This is a genomic window from Streptomyces sp. FIT100 (assembly GCF_024584805.1).
In the GTDB taxonomy this organism is placed as follows: Bacteria; Actinomycetota; Actinomycetes; order Streptomycetales; family Streptomycetaceae; genus Streptomyces.
In genome coordinates, this window is the sequence record NZ_CP075715.1 from 644892 (window position 1) to 670536 (window position 25645).

Genomic DNA, 25645 nt, shown 5'->3' on the forward strand with positions numbered 1-25645 from the left:
GGATGCATCGTTGGTCTCCGCCTGGGTTCAGGGGTCGGGCCGGGGCCCTGTCCGGCCCCGCCTCGCATTTGGGAAGTACTACGGCACGGCGGTCCATCGCCAGGGCCGCGCCCCTTGGCGCCCCATCAAGCATTCGATCCTGTACTGGACTTCGCGGAGAGCGTGCGGATGGCCGGGGTGCTCGGTGGCGATCCGGCAAGCGTAGGCGGTCATGCGCAGTTCCCGAATATCGCGCAGGGTCTCGTAGCCTGGCCAGGCAGTGACGTCCGCGCCGTAGATGGAGCAGAACTCCTCGTAGTCGCTGGACGTGATGCCGCCGGTCGACGTGAGCTTGACGGCGGTGGACGTCAGATCCCACTCCCGGGGGCCCGTGGTGAAACTGTCGAGGTCGAGGAGATAGGAAATGCCGTCTTCGGCCGCTGCGACATTGCCGACCCAGGCGTCACCATGCAGGACGCATCGCGAGAGCGTGGGGGCCTCCACCAGGCGCAGCCACGCCGCCTCCAGTCTGTCCGTATAGCTGTGCAGCCAGGCAAGATTGGCGTCGTCGACAACCGCTGCCTGGTTCAGCCTTGTTCGGATCTTACTGAAAGGCTCGAGCGGCTCCAGGGCGAAGTCCGGCTCGGGCAGGGAATGCAGAGCCTTGAGGAGGTGGGCGACCTCATTGACCGTGCCGTCCCGGTGGGGCGGCAGCTCCTCCCAGATCGTCACGGCCCGGCCATCGACGGTGGTCGGCTGGTCAACGCCGGGGGCAGGGCGTACAGCGGGTATGCCGTGGTCGGCGAGCCAGTTGGCGACGGCGAGTTCACGTCGTGCGGTAGGGGTACCCCCGGGTCGGGAGATACGTGCGACGAGCTGCCCGGGGAGCCGCCAGATGGCGTTCTCCGCGATCCGGATCGGCTCGGCGCCTGCGCAGTCGAGTCCCAGAACCTGGCAGGCGTCGACCAGCACGCGCCGGGAGGTAGTGGCGCTGTCGGTGGAGGCTAGGGTCACGTCTTGATCGTCTCCTTGATGCGGTCGCGCAGGGCTGCTGCCTCGGGGATCGCGCGATGCGTGGCGGCGAGCCTGGCGAGATGGCGCATGTCGTCCACTGCCCGTTGTGAGTGCAGTTTCGCCACCTCGTCAAGGGCTTGGTGCCCGATGGCAGCAGCCTCGGTCGGGTCTCCCCCGGCCATCGTCAAGGTCGCCAGTTTCGTCCGGGAGAACACACGAGACCGTGGGTAGGCATCGGTGTGCCCTTCGACAGCTGCGCGTAACCGGTCTGCTGCGCTGGCCGACTGATACCCGGCCATTGCAAGGTCGTAGAGGGCATGGCCGGTGTCGCCCGCGTGCTGGGCGGCGTCGTAGTAGGTCATCCACGGCGGATCCTCACCAGGCTGGCTCTGCGCGAACGCTTCATCGGCCTGGCCGACCGCGCGCAACGCTGACTGCGCGTCTCCGGCTCTGGCCAGAGCGCGGGCCTTGGCGGTGTAGAGCATGGCGCGCTCGGTGGCTGTGAGGCGGTTCTCGTGGATGAGACCGAGTTCGGCATACGTGAGGCCGGTATCGCAGTCGCCGAGCCACACGGCCTGTCGAGCTCGGTACGAGTAGATCTTCGCGCGCAGGTGCCATTGGGCGGCTTCCTCGGCGCAGGCTGCAGCGAAGGCGTAGACGCGGCGGGCGTCCTCGTGGGCGTGAGCATCGAAGTCCGCTGCACCAACGACCATGCCGAGGCGGGCCGCGGAGGCGAACAAACCGGGACGCAGCGTGTCGCCGCAGGGGAGTTCGAGAAGGGCTGAGGCCCAGCGAAGCTGGGCCTCAGCGGCCGTACGGACGATTCCACCGCCGCCGTAGTGGTGATCCCAGCCGGCGAGCACGGTCGCGGCGGCCTCAATCTGCTCAATGTCTTCGCGACGGACCACGGTCGGCAGGGCGGACGGCTCGCTCGGCTTGATCAGGTGTGAAAACGGGGCGCTGGTCAATAGAGCGGTGACCCCAGTGGCGGAGAGGAAGGCGCGGCGGTTCACGTGGCTCCCGTCGTCGGTCGTGCTTTCGGCAGTCGACAGCATGACTCCCGGGAAGCCCAGAGCGCCTGGTGGCGCCGGTGACCCGGCCGGCTTGTCCGCATCATTAGGGGCCTCGTCCGCGTCAGCGGCCATGCTCCGCAAGAGCCACGCCAGGATGCCCCCCGTGTGCAGTGCCTCGTCGAGTGACCGTGCCAAATCCAGATCACAGGGGCGCTCGGCTTTCTCGATCTTGGCGATCGTGCTGCCGCTGACGTGGACGCGCAAGCCCAGGGCCTGCTGCGAAAGCCCGCGCACCTGACGCCAGTGACGCACGTGGGCGCCGAACCAGTCCCGCGGAGACCGGGTCGGATCAAGATCCTTGGATGGCTGCGGCACAGTCGCTCCCTCCCCCTGATGCGTACACCAGCGCAGTACGCATCTGCCAGTAGCCCGGTAACGAGCCGAGCCCGCAAGGTTTCTACCAAGCAAACGTCACAACTGCCGCCGCCCTGCGGCCTTTTCGGACGACGCCGGCCTCGCATGCGTCGCTCGCAGGTATCGAAATGCGTCCCAACCGGGGCAATCCCCAAGCATCAAGGAGATCAGTCATGCCGAAGCCCAAGCGAGAGAAGCCGAACCACCTGATCTACGCGGAGGTCGTGGGCTCCGAGCCGAGGGTGAGCGTGTGGATGGACGAGCGAGCCTCCTTCCGCGAGAGACAGGGCTGCAGCCTCGACGCGCTGCAGGACCGCACCGAGTGGGCCGAGGTGAAGTTCGGCGACGAGTTCGCCGCCTGCTACGGCGTGGCGCGGGTGCGCCGCACGGAGACGAAAAGGGTGGTCGCACAGTGAACGGAACGACTGAGCAACAAGGCAGTACGGGCGGATGGTCTGAACAGCAGATCGCCTACTACAGGGCACGCGCCGACGAGTACGACGGCACGTACACCAATCGCATGAGCATGCCGCGGCTTGCGAAGTCCATCGAGGCACTGCCGATCAGCGGTGACGTCCTGGAGCTGGCTTGCGGTACGGGCCAGTGGACCCGGCTGCTCTATCGCCGTGCACGCAGCCTTACCGCGCTGGACGCTGCACCGGAGATGCTCCGTCATGCCCGCAACCGTATGCAGGGCACCACCACCCGCTTCATCGAGGCGGACATCTTCGAGTGGGAGCCGGACCGCCATTACGACACGGTGTTCCTCGCCTTCTGGCTCAGCCATGTGCCGCCAGCCGAGATGGAGCCGTTCTGGGATCTGCTCAGGTGGGCCCTGGCCCCTGGCGGCTGCGTGGTGTTCCTCGACGACTCGCCGGCGAAGGCGGAGATCGAAGAGCTGGCGGTCGGGGCGCCGGTACCGACGGTCCACCGCACCCTCGCCGACGGTTCCCGTCACCTCGCCGTGAAGGTGCTCCGCGACCCTGCCGGGCTCTCCTCCCAGCTGAACGGCCTGGGTTGGGAATCCCACGTCGAGGCGGTCGACCCCTTCCACCTGACGGGTGTGGCTCGCCCAAGGGAGACCGCATGAGCACCATCAACGGCTACCCGGCCCGGCCGAGCGTCCGCGCCGGTCACGTGGTCCGACTGCACATCGCGACGTCCGCCGCACGGTTCCACGTCGACTTCTACCGCTGGGGAGCGACGCCGGAGCATGCTGGTCACATCGAGTGGCCCGGCAGCGCCGCCTCATCCGGACGATTCGACGCGGACTGGCAGTGGCCCGCGTACGAGTTCCTCGTACCCCCTGAGTGGCGTTCCGGGGTGTACATCGCGGTGCTGAGCACGGAGCGCCCGTCCGGCATACCGCCACTGGATGCCAGAGAAGCGCGCATCCTGCTGGTCGTCACCTCCTCCGCTCCCTCAGGCCGCAGGGTCCTGTACAAGATCCCGACCTTTACGTACCAGGCGTACAACACCGCAGGTGGGGGCAGCCTCTACAGCGCCTCGCAGGTAACAACACGCCGCCCCGGGGGTGGTGTTGGTGGGCCGGTCAAAGGCCTGCCGGACGCGTATGACCCATCGTCTCCGCGGCAGACGTTCGCGCACTGGGACGCCCCGTTCATCGCATGGCTGGAGCAGAACCGGATCGCCGCTGACTTCTGCACCGACCTGGACCTTCACGAGGGTCTGTTCCTACGCGACGGATACCGCCTCCTGGTCTCCGCCGGCCACGATGAATACTGGAGCGCCGAGACTCGCCGACACGTCACCACCTTCCGGGACGCTGGCGGCCATATCGCCAACTTCGGGGCGAACACCTGCTGGTGGCGAGTCGGAGTCACCCCTGACGGAACAGAGCTGTCCTGCGACAAGTTCCCCCCGGGTGCCCCCGCCGGCACCGACCCGGACAGCTCGTACGGCTCCCCGGACCATTGGTGGGAGGCGGAGCCGGAGAACGCCCTCCTTGGCGTGAGTTACCGCAACGGCGGTGGCCACTGGGACGGTACCCGCGCTCCCCTCGGATTCACCGTCACGGATGCCGGCCACTGGGCGTTCTCTGGCACGGGACTGAGGACCGGCGACAGCCTCGGGCACGATGGGGCGCTGATCGGCTACGAATGCGACGGCGCGGCCTATGAGCCCGACGCCGCTGGCCGCCCGCGTCCCACCGGCCAGGACGGTACGCCCAAGGACTTCGAGATCCTTGGCGTCGCCGAGCTCCCCTCGGACTGGAACTTCGCCGCTCGAGAGCCGATGCCCAGTCCCCGGGCGGCCACGCTCGGCCTCTTCACCGCCGCCGGCACGGTCTTCACCGCCGCCACCACCGACTGGGCCCGCCTGCTGGCCACCGATCCCCAAGTGGCAGCGATCACCCGCAACGTCATCACCCGTCTCTCCTGACAGAAGGGATCGTTGTGTCCGGATACGCACGGCCGCTCAACGTGGTCATCGGTGTCAACGGCATCGGCATGGGCCACTCCGTCAGGCAGAGCGTGATCGCTCAGTACCTCCGCGACCGCGGGCACGAGGTGCGGATCGTCACCAACGGAGCTGCACGCGTCGAGTACTTCAGGGACCTCGGCTTCACCGCGTGGGACGGGTGGATGCCGACGCTTCTGGCCCGCGGGGACCGCATACGCACAAGCGATGCGATACGCGACAACATGTGGCAAGCACCCGTCGGCGTCACCAAGCACCTCCGCCTGCGTCGGATACTTCGCGAGACCGGTCTCCCCGACGTGTTCGTCACCGACTACGAGCCCAACACTCCACGGCTGGCCTATCACTTCGGCCGACCGTTGATCTCGGTCGATCAGCAGAGCAAGTACCGGCACCTCGACCTGCCGGCCGTCGGCCGGTACGCCAGGACCGCGGACGAGCAGCGACTGCGCTACTTCGCACCTCGCGTCGATCGGTCCTTCATCTGCTCCTACGTTCCGCTGGAGGCCGACGACCGACGGCTGGAGTTCATCGCCCCGGTCATCCCCGACTCGGTGCGCTCCACACCGGTCACCACGGAGCCTCTGGCCACGGCCTACTTCTCGCGCTACTTCGACCACGGCCCGGAAGAGTCAGTCGGTACCCTCGCCTCGGTCTTCCGCCAGTACGTGCCAGACCGCGCCCTGCGGATCTATGTGCAACCGACGGAGATCGGCAATCTACGCAAGTATGCCGACGGCAAGATCGAAATCTGTACGTTCGACCGCGAGGCGTTCATCACGGACATGGCGCGGTCCGAGGCCGTCTTCTCCAACGCCGGCTTCAATCTCATCAGCGAAGCCTTCGTACTCGGCAAACCGGTCCACCTGGTGCCGCTGCCCACGTACGACCAGCACTGGTGCGCCAAGGTCGTCCAGGAAGCAGAACTGGGCACATCCGCGCTGCGCATCGACCGCGGTGCGATACTCGACTTTCTCAACCGCACCCGGGAGCTGCGCGACAACGTCGTGCGTCACCGGGATCAGCACCTCGCGATCGACCCCCGGGAGCGGATCGCCTCCTACCTGGAGAACCTGTCGGCAGCCAGTCCGCGAGCCCTTGCTCCGTCCACCCGGTAGACGGCAATGCAGACACCACCGCTCCCTGCATACGTGGGCATGGCGGCGACAGTGGCCGGCGCCGTGGGCTGCTATCGCTTCGCAGTCTCGCCCGCGGTACGGGCCATGGCTCGCCGCCGCTCTGTCTCGCTGGCACTGATCGCTGGTGCCGCGCCTGCGGTACTGCTCGCCTTCAGGCCGCCGCCCGATCCGGGCCCGCTCCGCTGGTTCGTAGTCTTCGTGATCGCCTTGCTCACTTGGCAGGGAGTGACGAGCGACTACGACGTTACGGAGCCCATCGACCCACAGCGCCAGGACAAACGGCTGCTCCTGCTGCTGGCTGCCGCCTCGTGCTGTTGGCCTCCAGCTCTCCTGGCCTGGATGGCTGCGTACTGCGGCAAGCTGCGGGGCTGGAAGCATCACGCGATGATGCCGTTACGCATACTCAAGGCGTACCTCGCCTGGTTCCTCGTAGCGCTGCTCTGCGGCGCTACAGACTCCGCAGCGGGACTCCTCCTGATGCTGGGCTGCGTCTCGCTCTCCCACTACGTCAAACCCGCCTGGAGCAAGGCCCGCCTGGGGCCGCGCCCCTGGTCGTGGATGTGGCACAACCGCACCCACTACCTCATGGCCTCGGCCTACTCCTGGGGATGGGCACGCTTCCTGCACACCGAGACCGTGTCCCGCATACTGCGCCGAGCCCGCGGCCTCGATCGCCCGGTCAACCTGCTCACGATGGCCGTCGAGGCCGCCGGACTCGTCGCATTCATTGATCGCCGGCTGCTGATCGCGATCCTGGTGGCAACCGCCCTCTTCAACCTTGCCGTCGCCCTCGCTTCGGGCATCCTCTTCTGGGAGAACATCAGCACCAACATCGCCTTCGCGATCGCAGTCGGGCAGCTTCCCGATGCCGAGTGCAAGACGGCCTTCGGCTGGCCTGCCGCGCTGATCGCGCTCACTGCGCTTTTGCTCAGCGCCGCCGACCTGCTGTGGCAGCCCTGGCACCTGGGGTGGTGGGACTCTCCCTTCACAGCCCGTGTCCACTGGCAGGTGGAGACAGCGTCCGGCGCGAAGCTGGGGCTCTACAACGACTTCATGTGCCCGTACGAGCGCGAGTTCGGGCGCGTCCTGGGCTACTTCCTCACCGACCAGCCAGTCCTCCACGGCCACCTCGGCATCGTCTGGGACCGGCAGTTACGCGACCGCCTCATCCACGCAGACGGCGACCCCGACCAGCTGCGCGCCATCAAGCAGACGTACGGCCGGGTGCACGAAGACGAGAAGCAGGCGCGCGACCACATTGCATTTCTGACCACGATGTTCACCCGGCTCAACGCCGGCGCCCAGAAGAGTCCGCTGCCCAGGTCGCTGCGCCACCTCAAAGCCCCAGGCGGCCAGCTCTACCAATGGGGCGATCTTCCCCCCTACCGAGGTCAGGAACCGGTCCGGCGCATCACCATCCGCTACCAGGAACGCTGCTACCGCCCAGCCACCTGCGACTTCGTCCTGATCACCGACCTCGCCGTGCAGGAGTTTGACCTCCTCGCGCCCACCACCGATCACGGGAGTACCTCATGCGCAAGATCTTCGTCGACTGCGGCACCAACCTCGGAGTCGTGCTGAACCGCTTCATCCACGAGCTCCCGGACCACGACTTCTACGCCTTCGAGCCCAACAAGGACCTCATCCCCTCCATCCGCCACGAAGTCGAACGCGCCGCCCACTCCCCCCACGTCGAGATCTCCAACAGCGCGGTATGGACCCACGACGGAACGATCGACCTCTTCCTAGGCCACCACGAGAGCTCCACTGTGATGCCCGGCAAGCGCGTGCCGCCGATGTACGACCAACAGATCGACTACAGCTCGCCAGTCCCCGTACCCGCCACCGACTTCAGCGCCTGGCTACAGAAGACCGTCAGCCCAGATGACCACGTCGTCGTGAAGATGGACATCGAGGGCGCCGAGTACCCCGTACTCACCAAGCTGCTCGCCGACGGAACGATCAGTCTCATCTCCGTCCTCTACATCGAGTGGCACTGCGACCGCTTCCCCGCCATGAGCCGAGCCGACCACGATCAGATCGCCGGCGCGGTATCCGCCTGCGTCGACGTCCGCGACTGGGACTGACCCAGGAAGGGGGCACGAGGTAATGCACTCGAAGCACATCTACTTGATCAAGCACGGCGAGACAGAAGAAAACCTCCGAGGCATCCACCAGGGCCAAGCCGTCGGCGGCGTGCTCAGCCAGCGTGGGGGCGACGACATCCGCATGGTCGGCGACAGTCTCTCGGCGGCCGAGATCACCGTGGACCAGATGCTCGTCAGTCCGATGTCCCGTTGCCGTGAGTCTGCCGCCCTGCTGACAGCCGCTCTGGAACCAGCAGACGTAAGAGTGGACGACCGACTGGCCGCCAAGAACAGCGGCCATCTCGGAGGCAGGCGCAGGGACCTCGCTGTAACCGAGGCCGCCCGTAAAAGGGTGCCTGTCCACCAACTCCGCACACCGGGTGGCGAGTCGTCCGAGGACGTCCAAGCCCGCTACGTGCGCCTGTGGGATGAAGTCTGCGCCGGACCACATCGCACGACCGTCCTCATCGGGCACGGTGGGGGAATCGCTTGCTTACTGTTGCGGCTGACAAGGAACGGCTTCGATCGCTACCTCGAGCACGTGCCCGGATCCGCAGGCGTCACCTGGGTCGAGGTGGATGAGGAAGCCCCTCGAATCCGGCTGATGAACGTGTCAGCCGCGGACCTGGCCGGTCACCTCACGGCCCGCACCGCCCGATGAGGACGCGGGCGGTACGGGTGCGAGAAAGACGGTCAGGCGGTCTCAGCACCGCCGAAGCGTTCACGGTAGGACTCCAGGTCCTCCTCCGTGATCTTCGCGAAGAGCACCGGCGGGACAGTGAACGCCGTGCCGGCCGGAACCGCGGCCAGGGCCTTGGCCTGCTCTGCGGTCACCCAGGTCGCCGTGTCACCCTCCAGCGCGAAGGCGCCGCGCATGGCAGCGGCCGTAGCCGGAATGAACGGCTCGGAGACGACCGCGTACAGGTGGATCAGGTTCATCGCCGTGCGCAGGGTCAGCGCGGCGCCGTCCGGGTCGGTCTTGATCTCCAACCAGGGGGCCTTCTCTTCCAGGTAGGAGTTGCCCGCGGACCACAGGGCGCGCAGCGCGGCCGCGGCCTTGCGGAACTGGAGGACCTCCATCTGGTCCTCGTACTCGGCGAGCAGGCGTGCGATCTCCTCGCCCAGCTTGGCCTCTGCCTCGCCGGCGGTGGCGCCCGCCGGGACGTCGTCGCCGAACCGCTTCCGGGAGAAGGACAGCACCCGGTTGACGAAGTTGCCGAGGGTGTCGGCCAGGTCCTTGTTGACCGTGGCGGTGAAGTGCTCCCAGGTGAAGGACGAGTCGTCGGACTCGGGGGCGTTGGCGATCAGGAAGTAGCGCCAGTAGTCGGCGGGCAGGATCTCCAGGGCGGCGTCCGTGAAGACGCCTCGCTTCTGGGAGGTCGAGAACTTGCCGCCGTAGTAGGTCAGCCAGTTGAAGCCCTTGACGAGGTCGACCTTCTTCCACGGTTCGCGCACGCCGAGCTCGGTGGCCGGGAACATCACCGTGTGGAAGGGGACGTTGTCCTTGGCCATGAACTGGGTGTAGCGGACGGTGTCATCGGCCTCGTACCACCACGACTTCCAGTCGCGGGTCTCGCCGTCCGCGGCGGCGTCCGCCCACTCCTTCGTCGCACCGATGTACTCGATCGGGGCATCGAACCAGACGTAGAAGACCTTGCCGTCGGCCGCGAGCTCCGGCCAGGTGTCGGCCGGGACCGGGACACCCCAGTCCAGGTCGCGGGTGATCGCGCGGTCGTGCAGGCCCTCGGTCAACCACTTGCGAGCGATGGCCGTGGACAGGTGCGGCCACTCCTCGCTGACTGCGTCGATCCATGCTTCGACCTCGTGCTGAAGCTTGGACTGCAGCAGGAAGAGGTGCTTGGTCTCGCGGACCTCCAGCTCCGTGGAGCCGCTGATCGCCGAGCGCGGGTTGATCAGGTCAGTCGGATCGAGGACGCGGGTGCAGTTCTCGCACTGGTCGCCGCGGGCCTTGTCGTAGCCGCAGTGCGGGCAGGTGCCCTCGACGTACCGGTCCGGGAGGAAGCGACCGTCAGCAGGCGAGTACACCTGGCGGATCGCGCGCTCCTCGATGAAGCCGTTGTCGTTCAGCTTGCGCGCGAAGTGCTGGGTGATCTCGACATTCTGCTGCGAGGAGCTGCGCCCGAAGTAGTCGAAGGCCAGCTCGAACCCGTCGTACACGGCCTTCTGTGCGTCATGCGCCTGCGCGCAGAATTCCGCAACCGGCAGCCCCTGCTCTTTGGCGGCCAGCTCTGCCGGCGTGCCGTGCTCGTCGGTCGCGCAGATGTAGAGGACGTCGTGACCGCGCTGGCGGAGGTACCGGGAGTACACATCCGCCGGAAGCATCGACCCGACCATGTTGCCCAGGTGCTTGATCCCGTTGATGTAGGGAAGCGCGCTGGTGACCAGGTGTCGAGCCATCCTCGGATGCTCCATTTCGTACGTACGGCGCCGATGACGGTGTCGCGGCGGGCCCAAGTCGGGAGGCTGCAGCCGACGCGATCACTCGAGTCACACGTGGGCGTCACGCACGGTGACGGGCCGGGTCTGCAAGCCAGAGCCATCGTATCGAACCTGAGGAACGCCCTTCCCGCGGATTTTCAGGTCCTGCTGGGCGGAGCCGAGAAGGCACTCGGCCGTCCGAGACAGGCGGCCAAGCGAGTCTCGTACGGCCGAGGCAGTCCCCATCTTAGAGCCACCGCGCTGCCTCATACTCGCACGCACCGCTCTCTCCGCATTCCAACGAGGTGGACAGCATGATCAAGAATCCTGATTTCCAGCAGCTCCGCGTCGTCGTAGTAGGCCAGGGGTACGTCGGACTCCCGCTCGCGGTGAGAGCCGCGGAAATCGGGCACCGGGTCGTCGGTCTCGATGTTGACGCGCAGCGCGTGAAGCGACTGATCCTCGGTGAGTCGTACGTGGAGGACATCCCGGACACACGGCTGGCGCCGCTCCTTGCTTCCGGCGCCTATCGCCCGAGCATCGACGCATCCGACTGCGAGGAATTCGACATAGCAATCGTCGCTGTCCCCACACCACTCCGCGACGGCGTGCCGGACCTCTCCCATGTTGAGGAGGCAGCGCGGATGCTCGGCCGCCACCTCAGACGCGGGGCAACCGTCATCCTGGAGTCCACCACGTACCCCGGCACCACAGAGGAGCTGTTCGGCCCCCTCCTCGCACGCACCTCCGGCCTGACTGCCGGCCCTGACTTCCACCTCGGCTACAGCCCCGAACGCATCGACCCCGGCAACCCCAATTGGAAGCTCGAGAACACCCCCAAGGTCATCTCCGGCATCGACGCCGCATCCATGGAAGTCGTCCGCCGCTTCTACTCGTCCCTCGTCGACACGACCGTCCCGGTCGCCAGTTGCAAGGAAGCCGAGCTGACCAAGCTCTTGGAGAACACCTTCCGGCATGTGAACATCGCGCTTGCCAACGAGCTGGCGATCTTCGCCCACGAACTGGACATCGACGTCTGGGCAGCCATCGATGCTGCTTCTACCAAGCCGTTCGGGTTCATGCGCTTCACCCCTGGCCCGGGCGTCGGAGGCCACTGCCTGCCCATTGATCCGTCGTACCTCTCCTGGCGCGTTCAACGCACCCTGGGACGCAGCTTCCGCTTCGTCGAGCTAGCGAACGACGTCAACAACCACATGCCCGACTACGTCGTCCGCCGCCTCGTCGACGGTCTCAACCAGCGCAGGAAGTCGCTCAACGGATCCCGGATTCTGCTGCTCGGTCTCGCCTACAAGGCCAACACCGGAGACGCCCGAGAGACCCCGGCAGCGCGGATCGCCGAGCTGCTCACTGGCATGGGCGCCGAGGTTCAGGCGGCAGACCCTCACGTCGTCGACGACGCGCACCCTCGTGCCGCCGACCTCCAAACGATTGAGCGAGTCGCAGTGAGCCCCGAGTACCTCGCGGCCACTGACGCCGTCGTACTGCTCGCCGATCACGACGCCTTCGACTACCCCGCGATCACCACACACGCTCCGTACATCCTCGACTGCCGCCGCCGACTCGTCGGTGCACACGTCGACTCTCTCTGAAGGGAAGGCCCGTGAAAGTCGTGATCACCGGCGGCGCCGGATTCATCGGCAGCAACCTCGCCCGAACGCTGGCTGAGCACCCCGAGATCACCCAGATCCGGGTGATCGACAACCTCTCCACCGGTTACAAGGACAACCTTGTGAGCCTCGATGCTCACTTCATCGAAGGCGACATCCAGGACGCAGCTCTTCTGGACCGGGTCTTCCACGGCGCGGACGCCGTCGTCCACCTGGCCGCCCTGCCATCCGTACCGCGCTCCGTGAAGGACCCCCTGGCCAGCCACCACGCCAACGCAACCGGGACCCTCCAGGTCCTCGAAGCCGCGCGCCGCGCTGACAACCTGCACGTAATCGCAGCTTCCTCATCGTCCGTCTACGGTTCGAACCAGCTCCTCCCAAAGCACGAGGACCTCGCCACCGCCCCGATGAGCCCGTACGCGGTCACCAAACTCGCGACTGAGGCATACCTGGGCGCGTACCACCACAGCTACGGCCTGCCAGTCCTGCCCTTCCGCTTCTTCAACGTCTACGGCCCCGGCCAGCGCGCCGACCACCCATATGCCGCGGTCATCCCGAAGTGGATCAACGCCACGCTCGCCGGGCGCCCTGTAATCGTGCACGGTGACGGTACTCAGACGCGGGACTTCACGTACGTGGGCACCGTATGCCGCGTCCTCACCGACGCGCTGCTGCGCCGGGTAGTCGAGTCCCGGCCGGTGAACCTGGCCTTCGGGACACGTCTGTCGCTTCTGGACCTGATTCCTGCGATCGAGTCCACAACCGGAATCCGCGCTCTGAGGGAGCACACGGCCACTCGCGCGGGAGATGTCCCCCATTCCCAGGCCGACGGCACACGCCTGCGAGCGCTGTTCCCGGCGGTGAAGCCCGTACCTATACGGGAGGGCATCTCAGCAACGACGGATTGGCTTGGCACCTCGATCGCGGGTCCTCTGTCGCCAGAATGTCCAATAGGGACCTCTGGTCTCCATTTCCAGAGCACCACACAGGCGGTTGTCGGCGACGGCCTCCGGAGTGATCAGGTGGACGGCTCCCTCATGGTCCATGGCCGCTGACTCGCGGCGCAGGTCGCTCATTGGACGTTGATGTCGTGGATGGACCAGCCGCGTGCCATCATCGCCTCGACGTGCGGTTCAGCTCTCGTGCGGTGCACGGCAAAGGCGAGCAGGTGTGTCGGGCGGGTGGCGCCCACGAAGACGAGCTGTGCCGCGCGCTGGATCGTGACCAGGGCCTTAGAGGCGTCCTGCTGCTGGCTCAGGAGTCTGAGGACCTCGTGCACGTCGTACTTCTTGCCGCTGCGTTCCAGGCACTCGAGGATGAGCGTGGCCACATGAGTTTCACCCTTGGCACTCTGGATCGATCCCGCAACCGACAGCACCACACCCTGCTCCGCATCATCCGACGCCTGAGGCACGGGGGCTGGCTGGACAACGGGCGGGACGTGAGCGAGGGGATCCGTGAGGCGCGCGACCCCTTTCAGGGGGCTCTGAGTCAGGTCGGGCAGCAACCGCAAAAGCCGGGCGGTGAACACTGCCCATTCGACGTCACTGTCGAGTGGGCTCGTCAGCATCTCGTGCAGGAGCAGGCGTGTCCGGCCCCCGGCGGTGGCCGGGTCTCGGTCCAGTCGCCTCAACGGGGGCAGGCTGCCTGAGCTGGCGAGTCGGGCGACATCACGGATTGCCTTCCACAGCAGTGTGACGGCTGCGTGGTTGTCGCCGGATTGCCGCTCTGTCTGGGCGGCGCGTGCCGTCGTGATGAGGCTGCCGGTCGCCTGGCTGGGGGCGGTGGTGAAGCCGGGTACGTAGCAGGAGACGGATTGCGGAAAGGTCTTGGCGCTTCCTCGGGTGAGGCGAGCGCCCAGGACGCGGGGAGGGCTGTCCAGCAGCAGCTGGCGAGGAACCGCGGCCGCTGCCATCCGCTCGAAGGCCGGCACGACCTCGGCGACACAGTCGTCGTCGAAGAGCAGGAGGGCGATGGTCCCCTCGTGGCCAGCGCCGTCAATGCGCTGGCGGCGGTGGACCGTGAGGTCACTAGCCAGTGCTGCGATCTTGCTGCCGAAGCGGCGGCTGACGGGGAGTTGGGCGGCATGAGGTAGGGGGAACGACGAGGGCTGTGCAGCATCCGGCCCGTCAGCAAAGATGCGCTGATTGACGTCACCCACTCGCTGGACGACCGTGCTCGGCGAGCCGAAGACCTTGTCGAGCAGGCGTTGCTGGAGGTCACTGGTGTCTTGCATTTCGTCCAGGAGGACGAAGGAGAAGCGGTGGGTGGCGGCCAGCGCGAGCTGGGGGTGATGAAAGAGATGGTGCTCGGCGATGGCGAACATGTCTTGGTAGCGGAAGACGCCTCGCTCGGTGAGCGTTTCTTTGAGAGCGGCGAATTGCTGGCCACTGTCACTGGCTGCTTTGAAGGGACGGGTGCCGTCAGGTCCTGTCGCGATCAGATCTCCGGCGTCACACAGGTAGCGGGCCTCAGCGACCAGTGAGGGGCCGTTCGTGCGGTGTCCGAGTGCGGTGTTGAGTTTCCGGAACTGGGGGTGGCGTTCGAGCAGCTGGAGGGCTTCGTCCGCGTAAGCGCGGTCGTCTACGATCTGGACTTCAACGCCCCTGGCCCGTAGAGCCGGCAGGGCGAAGAAGGTGTTGGTGAAGGCCTGGATCGTGCCGATGAAGTGCGGGTACTGCAGTAGGCGGCGCCCCGCTGGGCTGGCGGCGAGGCGGTGGAGGATTTCATCCTTGGCCGTGTTGGTGTGGGACAGGACGCAGATGCCGCGCGTGGGCGAGTTCCATCCCTGGCACAGGAGGGCGAGCTTCAGTCCGATCAGGCTGGTCTTGCCCGAGCCGGGAGCTGCCTGGAGGTCCAGGGACTCCGCGCTCTGGATGAAGTCCCACTGTTCCTGGTGCGGCAGTGCAAGGCCGAGTTGCTGGGCGAGTGCCTCAACCTTGTCCTTGATGAAGACATCGGGCGCGTAGAGGCTCATCATTGCTCAAACCTCGCAGCACAGATACGTGAAGGCGGCCACGAGGTAGGGCGGCAGATCGCCCTCGGTCACGGAGGTGGTCTTCAGAAGCCGGGCCGCGTGATGGGCGGCGATCGGCTTGCTGCCCCGGCCCCTGCGCAGCGGCTCATAAATGTCCAGGGCCGCCTTTTCCAGGGAGACGTTGCTCTCTCGCCACTTCGAGACCTCGTCCCGCGCGGAGCGGTCCAGGTCGGCGAGCTTGTCCGCTGTGGGCCAGGTGGTCTTGGAGGCCACGGCGGCGCGGACGGCCTGGTGCATCAGGGTCGCCATGGTCCATGAGGCGGCGGCTAGGTCGTACTCCAGGGTCCAGTGGTCGGAGACAAACGTGCGTACGTGGCCACCGTCCTCCTCTTTCAACCCTGCGACATAGTCGTCGATCTCTTGCTTGGTCATCTCTGCCGAGCACTTCAGCTTCTTGCGCATCTCGTCGGAGGTGCCGGCGGGAACCAAGTCCCGGTCTCGGATGCAGGCCACCGCAACCGGGATTTGCTCTCCCTCGCGTTGGAAGATCCGGCTGTAGCGGAACAGGCCGACGCCACCGACGTCGACAACGCTGACTCCGCGTTCGTTGAACGACTTACCGACCGCCTGTGCGAGCGCGGGCAGGACGATGGCTTCGGCGTCGCCTTCGACGATGGCGACGCTGCGGGCGAAGAATAGGTTGGCCTTGGTGACGTCGAGGAAGCGGGTGAGGAAGGCATAGTCGCCCTCGTCGAGGCGCGTCAGTCCTGGGGCAAGGCGGAAGGTAGAGCCGCGGGCGACGAGGGTGAGGTGTTCGACCGGGATGGCTGACGCGAGGTTGGGGCTGTGGGTGGTGAGGATGACCTGGACGGGCGGCGCCCCGGCCGTTTTGGCGGCGTCGGCGCGATCCTGCAGGAGATCCATGATGCGGGTCTGGAGCTGCGGGTGGAGGTGGGCTTCGGGTTCTTCGATCAGCAGCAGGGGCGCGAAGGCGCTGTTTCCGAGCAGGAGCAGTTCGGCTGCCATGAACAGGGCGTTGTTGTAACCCAGGCCGTGCCTGGTCCACTCCCCCGTGCCCGCGAACAGCGTGAGTTCCAGCCGCTCCAGTGCACGGGCGAGGGAGGCGTCGCCGGCGACGCCGATCTCGCCGCGCAGGATGTCGGAGCCGATGGAGAACTTCTGCAGATAGCCGGTGTTGATGTCGTCCCGGGCTGCCTTCACCGCCTCGTTGTCGCTGATGTGGCGTTCCGCGCGGCGCAGGATGCCAACCAGGGTGGTCGCGTTGCCTGTCTCCTCGTCGAAGTCGTCCTCACCTTGTGCGCGCATGGCCGGATAGCCGGCCAGAATTTGCGACAGCCGGGATCCCCTGCCCGAGCGCAGCTCCGCCTCGGCATCCCGCAGCGGACGCAGGTAAGTGGCCTTCAGCAGTTCGCGGGCGGCGCCGTCCAGGGCCGGCCCCTGGCCGTCGCGTCCGGTGCGCGTGGTCACCGCGACGCGGTGGGGACGCAGCGGGTCCATCAGCTCCGCTTTGACGGTGACGTAGAGGGCGACGTTGCCGTCGTCGTCCGTGGTGAGCAGTTCCAGGAAGACCGCTTGTTCTTCCGTCGATAGTTCCTTGAAACCGCAGGTGATCTTGAAGGTGCCTGCACGGCCATCGGGTCCGACGTGAAAGTCGTCTCGGGTGATGCGGTAGAAGTCAGCCGCGGTCGTCAGCAGGCACAGGCGGATCGCATCGATGATGGCCGTCTTGCCGCTGTCGTTCTCGCCGACGAGGACGTTTGTGGCGGGACCGAAGTCCAAGCTCAGGCTGGCGTCCTTGTCACCGTCCTTCTGCGGCGCCGCGCCGAAGATCCGGAAGTTCTCCGCGTACAGACAGGCAAGGTACAACGATGTCCCCCGAGCGTTGAGGCCCGTGCCCTGGCTGGCCCAGGCGGTCGCAACCGCCTCAAGTTCCCCCATCGCACGCGGTCCTGACGCATCATACGATTCTTGACAACACTCGTGTCCCGTTAGGAGAATCCGCTCCCAGGGCCTGGAAATGAACACATCACATCGGCCCCTCTCTTTCGGTAGCGCTGGACCGTCATCGTGGCGCGGCCGGAGAGGCCAGGGGTTAGCTTCCACACTCGGCATGCATGACAACAGGAAGCCGTCATCGAACATGGCGGCGCTGGAACGCTCCGGTCCTCGGCGGGTGTTGAACACTGCGCGCATGCCCTTGAGAAGCTGGACGCTCTCCTCCTGAACGTCAAGGGTGAAGTTCCCAACGCAGCACCGAAGCGCGAGACGTTCACGACCGGTTCCTCCGCGGTAATGCGGCTCTTCGCAGTTGAGGGTGTAGTCGGGCTGCGCACGTGGCTAACGGTCGGCGCTCACTCAGCCTTCCTCGTCGCGTTCCTCCTCCTCCCCGCGCCGACGGCGCGCTCGCTCGGCGATCCCGCTGGAGAGCTTGCCCTTTACCGAGCTGGCCCGGTCGAGGGTCTCGTTGCCGAGGCTTCTGGCGGCACCGACGCCCTTCGCTCCTGTCTCAAGCGCCTTGTCCCTCACCTCCGCCGCCGCGGCCACCCATCCCCTCGTCTCCGACGGCCGGCGACCGGACTCGATCCCGAGCCGCCCCTGGAAGTCGTGGACACCACCCACGACATGGTTGCTCGACTGGACCACAGCCGGAGACTTGGTCGGGTGCAGCAGCACCTTCGCGTTGGCCGCCCCGGCAGCCCCATTCATTCGGGCCACCAGACGCTCGGTGCTCCGCGAGATGAGATCCAGCCGACTCTGCCGGGCAATCCGAATCCCGAGGCGGTGCCGGTCCAGCTCCTCCGGAGCCGCGTCCAGCACCCGGTCGAGTTCGAGCACGGCGATCGCGTCCTGCAGCTGGAAGCAACGAGCCAGAACAGCGAGCCACTCCTGAGCCTTGGACTCGGCTTCTTTGGCCGCCTCGGCGAGATCACCGATCTTGGCCTTGCGCTCCATCTTCTCCGCGAGTGCGTCGAGTCGACGCAACGCGTACACCTGGGTCGTCGCAATCGTCCCCGGTGTGGCCTGCACCTTCGACCACGTGATCTCGGAAACCCGGCCCACCTGCTCCCGGATGGTCATGGCCTCCTCGATCACGAGCTCCGCTCCGATCATGTCCGACAACGCGGCGTCCACCTGAGCGCGGAGCACGTCGTCGACTTTCTCGTCGATCGTGGCGAGATAATCGGTGATCTCGTCCATGGTCTGCTGCATCGCGAGCTGCGCCATGATCCCCGCAGCATGAGCGAGAACCGCCGGGTTACCCAGAAGCGATCGGGGCCCGCTCGCGAATTCGACGAAACCCCTGATCTGGCCCTTGGGCCCCTTCACCACACCGGTGCTGAGACCCGTCTTCGAGCTTTCCCTCAGTCCGTACTTCTTGACCACCTGTGCCGACTCCCGGGTCAGCTTCACCCAGCAAGCCGATTCGGCGGCAATGTCCGAACCTGCCTGCGCGACCAGAGCCCCGGTACCGGTGACGGACTTGAGCCGTCGCAATCCAAGGTCCTTCGACGACAGTCCCTCCGAGACAAGGAAGCGTTCGACATCCGTCTCACTCCCGATGACCGTCAGTCCGTCACCGTCGCTGATCAGCTGAATCTCGTTGTCCATCCGGCTGATTCTTCACCAGTCGCCGGCTCGGCCCGCCCGATTTGCGGAACTCCCCCATCAGCGTTGCTGTCGACAGCCCGAGAGACACAGACCCGCAGCCCTTCGCCTCCGGCGCGATAGGCCAGTCTCGTGAGCGCGCTCGTCCACTGCTCTGCACGCTTGTCCATCGGTTGTCCACCGACTCCACCGAGCGGCGGCCCTCGGGCCGGTCAGAGGGCAGCGAGACCCGTCCACGGAAGGCAATAGGCCCAGGTCAGCGAGGGTCTAACCTGGACCTTCGTGGAGCGGCCTTCGGGATTCGAACCCGAGACCTACGCATTACGAGGGCCCGCAAGATCATCCCGGCGCGTGCCGGGCGATGCCGCAGAATCCCAATTCCCCAGGTCAGAGGCCTATGCCCCTGAACCCTCGTGCCGCCCAATCCACCCTGTGCCACCCTGTCCGCTCACGCAGCGCTCACGCAATGCCGTCGCCGCGGGCAGGTGGGCTCAGCTGCTTTTGGAGCTCCTCGATCCTGTTGCTCGTAGCAGCAGCGCGCTGCTGCTGGCGCCGGAGCTGCTCCTTCGCCTTGGCCAGCTCGGCAACGACACGTGCCTGCTCCACCTCACTCCGGGCTGCCTCCACGCCATCGGCGGTATATGCGGGTCCGAGCCGCTTGCTCTCGACAACCCCGCGCCGCGTCCGACACTCGGGACAGTCGACCACTCGCCGGACGTAGGTGTTCTCCCGGTGCTGGATGAAGGTGGTCACGTGCTCGCAGGTGAGGATCAGCTCCCAGGCGTCCAGGTCCTTCTTGCGTTCCTCGACAGAGGGGAAGGTCTGAAGCAACCGAGTGAGTTTCTCGATCTGCGCCGGCCCCACCGGTGGTGGCGGACAGCACAGACAGCAGTGCCTCACGCGCGACCCGCCTGTGCCCCAGCGGCCACTCTTACACTCTGGGTGCAGCTGGCGGAACCGCTCTTCCATGGCCTCGTAGTCGCACTTCTCCTCTTCGGTGAGGTACATGAGCCCCGGCCAGCTCCCCAAGCCGTCATACATGGGTTCGCCACATCCCCGACATGGCACCCCGGCCTTGTACTCGTCCCAGGTGAGCCGTGTACCTTCACGCGCCCATGCTTCACGCCGTTCCGTGTCCCGGCGATCCTCCTCCTCGGCGGCAAGAGCCTCACGGCGCGCTCGCGTAGCTGCACGCTTCGCCTTCTGCTCATCAGTGAGCTTGGCCATCGATTCCCCTCGGAGGACCAGACGCGTACGGGGCCTACAAAGCTAGTGCGCCTGCGCGGCCGACGGGGAAGCTACAGGACCGAAGGCGCAACCCGGGACGCAACGATTGACCCTTCACCCTAAAGCGTGATCCGACTGCCCATCAGGCCCGTGCTGCGACCTCGCAGAGAACCATCCACCACAGAACATCGGTGAAGGAGGCCCAAGTGGACCCCACGGAACGTTCGCTTCGCAGTCGCCTCGCTGCCCACGTCAGCTGGGCAAACACGGCGGACCGTCCCGCCCGTACCGAAGCGGCACGCAAAGCGAGCGAGTCCCGCTTTCTGAGCGAGGCTCGGAAACTCCACCCCACGGGTACGTCAAAGCAGATCGAAGACGCCGCCCAGTCGCTGCGCAAGGCGCACTACGCGAGGCTCGCCCTCCTGTCCGCGCAGGCCAGGCGCGCCAGGAAGGCGACCAGTGGGAAGTGAAACGGAAACGGACGTGCCGGAACGCGGCCCGAAGCGGCGCTACACCTATCCCGAGGCTGCCGAGGTCCTCCGCGTCAAGGAACGGTGGCTCCGCGACAACATCAGGCGCCTGCCTCACTCGAGGAAGGGCGTCACTGTGACCTTCTCTGAGGCCAATCTGGACGCGATCGACACCATGTTCCACCACCCTGTCGCGCCCGTTACCCCTGCCCACCCATACGGCACCAACCCGCTGGCTGCCATCAAGCCCAGCGGGCCCCGAAGACGCAAGCTATAGCTGCGCCTTCGATGCCGACCGTCCACGACTCCATGCGTGCTTCGCCTTCCAGGAGCGACCACCCGTACGAGTCATTGCACCTAGCTAAATCCCGGGGTGAGCTGTCGCCATGCATCGTTGGTCTCCCCTGAACGAACGACAGCTCGCCTTGCTCGGCCGGCTCGCGAGCAGCAAGGAGTCCGAGGAGCCCTGGGACCCCGGTGAGTTCCGCACCGCCTACGCGCTGCGCGACCGAGGGCTGGTGACAATCAAGCGCAGCGGGGGCGAGGTGGATGCCCAGGTCACCGAGGCAGGCACCTTCTACATTCAGCACGGCCACCACCCAGACGACCCCGCGCACGCCGGGGAAAAGAAGACCGCCGGGGAGAAGGCGGCAAGCGGCACGCGCTCCGCGTCCTACGCCGACAGGCCAGTGGCACTCACCCGTCGGACCAAGGCGAAGGAGCTCGTCGAGCGACTCGTTACGGACAGGCGGGTCACCTTCACCGAGCCCGACGACGCCACTGTGACGGAGTGGCGACGCGTGATCGACTACGCGAAGCGCCACAGCCTCGTACCTGAGGGCAAACGCATCGAGAGTCTCCGCATGTGGAATCGCGACCTGCAGATCTCTCTGATCGAGGGTCCACACCCCAACTCGCTGAGGCAGAGGCCGGACGAGGCGCCACCCGTCCACGTACCCGCCCAGTTGCGCTCTCCACATCCGGTCGTGGCCGCCATGAGAGACGACGAGGGTCGACTCGTCATGCCTGCCCCGCTCCGCCGCCGATCATTGCTGCTGCTCCAGGGCCTCGCCGCCGAGGCAGTACGGCGCGGGCACAAGGTGAAAGGGCATGAAGTCCCCTCCCGCCACCGCAGCCATGCGTACACGTACAACGGGCGGCACTACCCCTCCAGCTACTCCCGCCGAGAGGGCGAACTGGAACTGGTCGTGGACGGCTTCACCTACACCGTCACGATCCAGCAGGAGTTTCCTCAGTCCACCGAACCAGAGCGCTCCAAGAGCCTCGTGATCGAACTCGGCTACAGCCAAGCCAGCCGGCAGTCCCGATGGGCCGATCGCAAGCGCTGGGTGCTGGAGGACGTCCTGGGAGCCGTGCTCCGGGAGGTCGAGACCCGCGCCGTAGAGGATGCGCAGCGCAAGGCAGACGACGAGCGGGCGAAGGCCGAGCGCGAGGTTCGCTGGCGGGCGGCCATGGAGAAGGCGAAGGACCTGGCCGCCCAGGAGCAATATGCCGAGGTGCTCCGCGCGCAGACCCGCCAGTGGCAGGAAGCGGCGGACCTGAACGCGTACTGCAACGCACTGGAGCGTCGGCTGGGAGAGGCGGCCGCGGAAGACGAGGCGGTGGTGGCCTCTGCACAAGGGTGGTTGTCCTGGGCACGCCGATACGTTCAGAGCCTCGACCCACTGACCCACCTACCCGCCATGCCCACCGCTCGCGAACCGAAGCCCGAGGAGCTGGCGCCCTACCTGAACGGCTGGAGCCCACATGGCCCCGAAGCGCACCGCGGCTGGGGAGCCCGATGAGAAGAAACGGGAACCCCACGCGAGGTGCCCCCACGCGGAGCTAGTGCCGGCCTCGCGCCTTGAGCGAGACCGGCACAGGCGAGAGATCCCCGCCCCTACGCTTCCGCGATCACTTCCTCGGCTGCCACGTCCGGCTTAACCTCGCCGCCCAGTGCCTCGGCTTGATCCCGTGCGAGCTGATGGCGAACGCGGCTCTCCCACTTCTCTCTCCATCAAGCGGCCAGGTGTAGACCAGCTTGGGCCACTGAAAGGCGCCGCACGGTGTGCACCTCCGGATACGAGAACGAGACATCGAGCCCCGACCTGGTCGCCAAGCGTTGCTCTCGAAGAACCAACTCCATCTGCGCCGGTCCACCAGTTCGCTCCACCTTGTGAGACAACGATTCCAACGATTCGTAGAGCTGCCATGCCGACGATTGAAATGAGAGCTCACCCAGCTCCGGAGCTGCCGCTAGGCAGAAGACCAGACGAGCATCAGGCCTTGGTCCCGCCCCAGACCGCGCGGCCGCCTTGCGTTCAAAGGGGTCATCGGGGCACCCGCAAGGCTTGCCCTCGTCCAGCATCGGGGGGAGGAACCTCGAGCCGTCGCAGGCGTGGACAAGACCCCCTTCTTTCTCCAGAGCCAGCCGGTGCCTCACATCGGCCGCACTGGCAACAATCACCGCGATGCCTCGTGAGTGGAGCTTCCGGACATGAAGGTCACCTCCGGGAGCTGCACCCACCGCCTCCCCCTGATACAGCTCGGAAACGCACTCCGCGACTTCCCTGCTCTCGGTGGTCAAAAGCCAGGACCAAAGCCCTGCCCGTCGCCCGGTCCTCCCCTCGTCCGCCGTGATCTGGCCGACGAGTTCTTCACGCCCATGCACCTGGGCCATGCCAGCGCTCCTGCCCTCGGGATTTCGAGGATCCCAGGATCCACAGGTACTGGAACTTGGCCGTGCCGTTGTTCTCGTGTAGGGAGGAGGCCCCACACTCAGCCGTCGAGTCAGATGCGATGTAGCGGCCCGCCAGACTTCATGCGACGCCTACTGGATCCCTTTCCGGTCCATGCACTACGCCTGCCACCCAACGCACCGGTGCTGCATTCGAGTAGAGAATGACCCGCACACCGAAGTCCATGAGGATCTCCTTACGGGCCTGGACATCCAACGCTTTGTCCCAGCGATCCTGCACGGTCTCTCCGGTCGCCCGCCGCACCATGCCCGGCGGGCGTTCCGGCTCCAGTTCAAGTTCCGCCAGCTCATGTCCCATCGCCGCATACTTCTCCCGGAACCACGCAGCGTCATCTGGCGCGTCATAAAGTCCAGCCTCGCGGTCAGCGCGCAGGCGCTCCCGGCTGGCCCGGAGTTCGGCCATGCGTTCCGCCACCCCGTTCCCCTCGTCGTAGACCGTCTCGAAGATCATTCCGTCGCCGAACCTCTGCAGGAACCACTCCTCGACGTACGCGTCCAGCAGCGGCATCCGTACCAGCGGCGCAGGCCGACAGTCCTTCGCGCTCAGCCAACCCTTGTTCCGGGCAGTGCACACGTATCGAGGCGGCTGATCGTGGGAGGTCTGCGTGTACAGCCGGTTGTGGCACTGGCCGCACTGCGCCAGCTCCGTGAGCATGTAATCCCGGTTTGTACGACGGCCGATCCAGGGCGTCCGCCGGGAAGCCAGAGCCTCCTTCAATGCCTCGTGAGTCGGGCGGTCCCACAAGCCCTCGCAGAGCCGCACGGGGTTTCCGTCTCGGTCGATCACCGGCTTGCTCTGGTGCATCAAGTAGCCCAAGGCCGCTTCAGACAAGAGGATGTTCTTCAGACTTGTCGGCCGCCAGGGGCGACCACCTGCTGGCTTGCCGTACATGATGGCCAAGTGGTCAGCGGGTGAGGGCTCTCCGCCCCGGTTCAGGCGGGCCGCCTCACTGCTGGGTGTGACCTTCTCGGGATCAGCCAGGATGCGACGGGCGACCGTACGGATGACAGCCGAGGCGTGCGGATGCAGGACAACGTGATCGATCTTGCCGCCCATCACGGTCCGCACGTACTGGAATCCGTAGGAAGGCTTCCCCTTGGGGCGTCCCGCTGCCCGCGTCTTCTCCGTAGCGTTGCGGTTTCGGCGCTGGATGGCCCGCAGTTCCATCTGAGCGCCCCAGGCCTCCATGGTGAAGCGGTTCTCGTCGACCTGGTCATCCAGGTCCCACGGACCGTCATGGCCGTAGGTGACGAGCAGCTTCCCTTCGTCACGCATCTTGTAGCCGGTGTTCAGGCAGTCCACGACGTTGCGGCCGAGCCGGTCCACGGCTGCAGCCACCAACCCGTCGTACGGACCCTTTTCATCGCGAAGCCAAGGGCCCAGCTTTGGCCGGGTCATCGGGTCGGTGGCGCCCGACACCTCCCAGTCGTCGGCCCAGCCAATGATGTGGCCCCCGACGGATGCGGCGACGGTCAGCACGTCCTCTCGTTGCCGCTCCGGAGACGACGTGGCGAGCTTCATCCGCGACAGCCGTCGCACGCCGAGCAGGCACTTGCCGCACCCGTCGTAGGGGCGTTCGATCATGTTCAGGTCCGTACCGCGCAAGACTTCTCCGTTTCGAGCACGCAAGGTACGGAGATTTGGCGGCCACACCCAGGATGATCTTGCTCAGCCCAGGAAGCTCAGTCGAACCTGACGGTTGACATTGTCTTTATTGGTGTCCACGAGACAGACCGACTGCCAGGTGCCGAGCTCCAGCCGGCCGCCGATGACGGGCAGGGTGGCGTACGGCGGCACCAGTGCGGGCAGCACATGGTCGCGCCCGTGGCCGGGGCTGCCGTGCCGGTGCTGGTAGCGGTCGTCGGCGGGGAGCAGGACGTGCAGCGCCGCCAGCAGGTCGTGGTCGCTGCCGGCGCCGGTCTCGATCAGCGCGATCCCGGCAGTTGCATGAGGCACAAAGACATGGAGGAGACCGTCCCGGCCGGCGGCCGCCTCCTCGAGGAACTTCTCGCACTCACGCGTCAGATCGGTCACGGCCTCGGCCGTGCCGGTGGCCACGTTCAGGACTCGGGTGGTGAAGGCTTCGGGCATACGTCCATCGTCCCGCCCGTCCGGCGGCTTCGCCCATCCGACGAGATCGCCCACGACGTAAGATCACGCGTCCGGGTGGCGAGACGGCATTGACCGCCGGCCGGACCGGTCGCTACGTTCTGCGCCATGTTGCGTACAGCCCTGCTCACCACGCGCGGTCACATCGACCTGCTGCGGGTGGCCTCCGCCGCGTGTTGCCGCGGCTGCTGACGCCTGCTCAGCACAACTGACGCACCCTTAGCGCGACGTCCGGCGCGCGCCCGGGCCGTAACACCCGCACCCGCAGGAGCGGCAACGCCCACGGGAGCGCACCGGCCCGCTCCGCTTCCCTCTCGCCCC

Annotated in this window: 22 protein-coding genes; 12 read left to right on the forward strand and 10 right to left on the reverse strand. The window is 66.4% G+C overall.

Annotated features, from left to right (window positions below; translation table 11 throughout):
• Positions 1 to 78: 78 nt before the first annotated feature.
• Positions 79 to 951 carry an aminoglycoside phosphotransferase family protein gene (locus tag KK483_RS02660; protein ID WP_262003364.1) on the reverse strand — a complete coding sequence of 291 codons (873 nt, stop codon included), beginning with the start codon at positions 949 to 951 and terminating at the stop codon, positions 79 to 81.
• 38 nt (positions 952 to 989) lie between these two features.
• Positions 990 to 2381 (reverse strand): helix-turn-helix domain-containing protein, encoded by a 1392-nt coding sequence (locus KK483_RS02665; RefSeq protein WP_262003366.1) that lies wholly within the window; start codon positions 2379 to 2381, stop codon positions 990 to 992.
• Between the two features lie 212 nt (positions 2382 to 2593).
• On the opposite strand from KK483_RS02665, the gene KK483_RS02670 reads away from it, so the two are divergent.
• From KK483_RS02670 to KK483_RS02700, 7 genes are read left to right on the forward strand one after another with little or no spacing between them, the layout of a single operon-like run.
• Positions 2594 to 2836 carry a hypothetical protein gene (locus tag KK483_RS02670; RefSeq protein ID WP_262003368.1) on the forward strand — a complete coding sequence of 81 codons (243 nt, stop codon included), beginning with the start codon at positions 2594 to 2596 and terminating at the stop codon, positions 2834 to 2836.
• The gene (locus KK483_RS02675; RefSeq protein ID WP_262003369.1) at positions 2833 to 3510 is read left to right on the forward strand and encodes a class I SAM-dependent methyltransferase; all 678 of its coding nucleotides are present in this window, start codon (positions 2833 to 2835) and stop codon (positions 3508 to 3510) included. The genes KK483_RS02670 and KK483_RS02675 overlap by 4 nt, the downstream gene beginning before the upstream one ends.
• Positions 3507 to 4823 (forward strand): N,N-dimethylformamidase beta subunit family domain-containing protein, encoded by a 1317-nt coding sequence (locus KK483_RS02680; protein WP_262003371.1) that lies wholly within the window; start codon positions 3507 to 3509, stop codon positions 4821 to 4823. The genes KK483_RS02675 and KK483_RS02680 overlap by 4 nt, the downstream gene beginning before the upstream one ends.
• Positions 4824 to 4837: 14 nt before the next feature.
• Positions 4838 to 5980 (forward strand): glycosyltransferase family protein, encoded by a 1143-nt coding sequence (locus KK483_RS02685; RefSeq protein WP_262003373.1) that lies wholly within the window; start codon positions 4838 to 4840, stop codon positions 5978 to 5980.
• Between the two features lie 39 nt (positions 5981 to 6019).
• Positions 6020 to 7582 carry a hypothetical protein gene (locus KK483_RS02690; RefSeq protein WP_262003375.1) on the forward strand — a complete coding sequence of 521 codons (1563 nt, stop codon included), beginning with the start codon at positions 6020 to 6022 and terminating at the stop codon, positions 7580 to 7582.
• Positions 7534 to 8088, forward strand: a complete 555-nt coding sequence (locus tag KK483_RS02695) for an FkbM family methyltransferase (protein ID WP_262003376.1) — start codon at positions 7534 to 7536, stop codon at positions 8086 to 8088. The genes KK483_RS02690 and KK483_RS02695 overlap by 49 nt, the downstream gene beginning before the upstream one ends.
• Before the next feature lie 22 nt (positions 8089 to 8110).
• Positions 8111 to 8749, forward strand: coding sequence for a histidine phosphatase family protein (locus tag KK483_RS02700; protein ID WP_262003378.1), 639 nt, complete (start codon positions 8111 to 8113; stop codon positions 8747 to 8749).
• 32 nt (positions 8750 to 8781) lie between these two features.
• Here the strand turns inward: KK483_RS02700 and metG are convergent, their stop codons facing one another.
• On the reverse strand, positions 8782 to 10506 hold the full coding sequence (gene metG / locus KK483_RS02705; protein WP_262003379.1) for a methionine--tRNA ligase: 1725 nt from the start codon (positions 10504 to 10506) through the stop codon (positions 8782 to 8784).
• Between the two features lie 335 nt (positions 10507 to 10841).
• On the opposite strand from metG, the gene KK483_RS02710 reads away from it, so the two are divergent.
• Positions 10842 to 12137, forward strand: a complete 1296-nt coding sequence (locus tag KK483_RS02710; RefSeq protein WP_262003381.1) for a nucleotide sugar dehydrogenase — start codon at positions 10842 to 10844, stop codon at positions 12135 to 12137.
• A gap of 11 nt (positions 12138 to 12148) precedes the next feature.
• Complete coding sequence (locus tag KK483_RS02715) at positions 12149 to 13210, forward strand: NAD-dependent epimerase/dehydratase family protein (RefSeq protein ID WP_262003383.1); 1062 nt, start codon at positions 12149 to 12151, stop codon at positions 13208 to 13210.
• A 17-nt stretch (positions 13211 to 13227) separates the two neighbouring features.
• On the opposite strand, the gene KK483_RS02720 is transcribed toward KK483_RS02715, so the two are convergent.
• The 4 genes from KK483_RS02720 to KK483_RS02735 all read right to left on the reverse strand — a co-directional run bounded on the left by KK483_RS02720 (position 13228) and on the right by KK483_RS02735 (position 19986).
• Positions 13228 to 15135, reverse strand: coding sequence for a UvrD-helicase domain-containing protein (locus KK483_RS02720; RefSeq protein ID WP_262003385.1), 1908 nt, complete (start codon positions 15133 to 15135; stop codon positions 13228 to 13230).
• A 3-nt stretch (positions 15136 to 15138) separates the two neighbouring features.
• The gene (locus tag KK483_RS02725) at positions 15139 to 17091 is read right to left on the reverse strand and encodes an ATP-dependent endonuclease (RefSeq protein ID WP_262003387.1); all 1953 of its coding nucleotides are present in this window, start codon (positions 17089 to 17091) and stop codon (positions 15139 to 15141) included.
• Between the two features lie 417 nt (positions 17092 to 17508).
• Positions 17509 to 18762 carry a hypothetical protein gene (locus tag KK483_RS02730; RefSeq protein ID WP_262003389.1) on the reverse strand — a complete coding sequence of 418 codons (1254 nt, stop codon included), beginning with the start codon at positions 18760 to 18762 and terminating at the stop codon, positions 17509 to 17511.
• Between the two features lie 456 nt (positions 18763 to 19218).
• Positions 19219 to 19986, reverse strand: a complete 768-nt coding sequence (locus KK483_RS02735; RefSeq protein WP_262003390.1) for a hypothetical protein — start codon at positions 19984 to 19986, stop codon at positions 19219 to 19221.
• 206 nt (positions 19987 to 20192) lie between these two features.
• Between KK483_RS02735 and KK483_RS02740 the strand changes: the two genes are divergently transcribed.
• Positions 20193 to 20456 carry a hypothetical protein gene (locus tag KK483_RS02740; protein ID WP_262003392.1) on the forward strand — a complete coding sequence of 88 codons (264 nt, stop codon included), beginning with the start codon at positions 20193 to 20195 and terminating at the stop codon, positions 20454 to 20456.
• A 386-nt stretch (positions 20457 to 20842) separates the two neighbouring features.
• Positions 20843 to 22261, forward strand: a complete 1419-nt coding sequence (locus KK483_RS02745; protein ID WP_262003393.1) for a hypothetical protein — start codon at positions 20843 to 20845, stop codon at positions 22259 to 22261.
• Between the two features lie 212 nt (positions 22262 to 22473).
• On the opposite strand, the gene KK483_RS35430 is transcribed toward KK483_RS02745, so the two are convergent.
• The 3 genes from KK483_RS35430 to KK483_RS02755 form a co-directional block, all read right to left on the reverse strand.
• Entirely contained in the window at positions 22474 to 23136 is a 663-nt protein-coding gene (locus KK483_RS35430) for a hypothetical protein (protein WP_399013136.1), read from the reverse strand.
• A gap of 139 nt (positions 23137 to 23275) precedes the next feature.
• A complete protein-coding gene (locus KK483_RS02750) occupies positions 23276 to 24799 on the reverse strand; it encodes a recombinase family protein (RefSeq protein ID WP_262003395.1) in 1524 nt (507 codons plus the stop codon).
• A gap of 84 nt (positions 24800 to 24883) precedes the next feature.
• Positions 24884 to 25306: a secondary thiamine-phosphate synthase enzyme YjbQ gene (locus KK483_RS02755; protein ID WP_262003396.1), complete on the reverse strand. Its 423-nt coding sequence runs from the start codon at positions 25304 to 25306 to the stop codon at positions 24884 to 24886.
• Positions 25307 to 25432: 126 nt separating this feature from the next.
• On the opposite strand from KK483_RS02755, the gene KK483_RS35435 reads away from it, so the two are divergent.
• Complete coding sequence (locus KK483_RS35435; protein WP_356832488.1) at positions 25433 to 25516, forward strand: putative leader peptide; 84 nt, start codon at positions 25433 to 25435, stop codon at positions 25514 to 25516.
• Positions 25517 to 25645: the final 129 nt, after the last annotated feature.

Coding starts and splice junctions, on each gene's coding strand:
- KK483_RS02670 (WP_262003368.1), top strand. CDS start 2,594: ATGCCGAAGCCCAAGCGAGAGAAGCCGAACCACCTGATCTACGCGGAG.
- KK483_RS02680 (WP_262003371.1), top strand. CDS start 3,507: ATGAGCACCATCAACGGCTACCCGGCCCGGCCGAGCGTCCGCGCCGGT.
- KK483_RS02690 (WP_262003375.1), top strand. CDS start 6,020: ATGGCGGCGACAGTGGCCGGCGCCGTGGGCTGCTATCGCTTCGCAGTC.
- KK483_RS02695 (WP_262003376.1), top strand. CDS start 7,534: ATGCGCAAGATCTTCGTCGACTGCGGCACCAACCTCGGAGTCGTGCTG.
- KK483_RS02700 (WP_262003378.1), top strand. CDS start 8,111: ATGCACTCGAAGCACATCTACTTGATCAAGCACGGCGAGACAGAAGAA.
- metG (WP_262003379.1), bottom strand. CDS start 10,506: ATGGCTCGACACCTGGTCACCAGCGCGCTTCCCTACATCAACGGGATC.
- KK483_RS02710 (WP_262003381.1), top strand. CDS start 10,842: ATGATCAAGAATCCTGATTTCCAGCAGCTCCGCGTCGTCGTAGTAGGC.
- KK483_RS02720 (WP_262003385.1), bottom strand. CDS start 15,135: ATGATGAGCCTCTACGCGCCCGATGTCTTCATCAAGGACAAGGTTGAG.
- KK483_RS02725 (WP_262003387.1), bottom strand. CDS start 17,091: ATGGGGGAACTTGAGGCGGTTGCGACCGCCTGGGCCAGCCAGGGCACG.
- KK483_RS02730 (WP_262003389.1), bottom strand. CDS start 18,762: ATGGACAACGAGATTCAGCTGATCAGCGACGGTGACGGACTGACGGTC.
- KK483_RS02735 (WP_262003390.1), bottom strand. CDS start 19,986: ATGGCCAAGCTCACTGATGAGCAGAAGGCGAAGCGTGCAGCTACGCGA.
- KK483_RS02745 (WP_262003393.1), top strand. CDS start 20,843: ATGCATCGTTGGTCTCCCCTGAACGAACGACAGCTCGCCTTGCTCGGC.
- KK483_RS35430 (WP_399013136.1), bottom strand. CDS start 23,136: ATGGCCCAGGTGCATGGGCGTGAAGAACTCGTCGGCCAGATCACGGCG.
- KK483_RS02750 (WP_262003395.1), bottom strand. CDS start 24,799: ATGATCGAACGCCCCTACGACGGGTGCGGCAAGTGCCTGCTCGGCGTG.
- KK483_RS02755 (WP_262003396.1), bottom strand. CDS start 25,306: ATGCCCGAAGCCTTCACCACCCGAGTCCTGAACGTGGCCACCGGCACG.
- KK483_RS35435 (WP_356832488.1), top strand. CDS start 25,433: ATGTTGCGTACAGCCCTGCTCACCACGCGCGGTCACATCGACCTGCTG.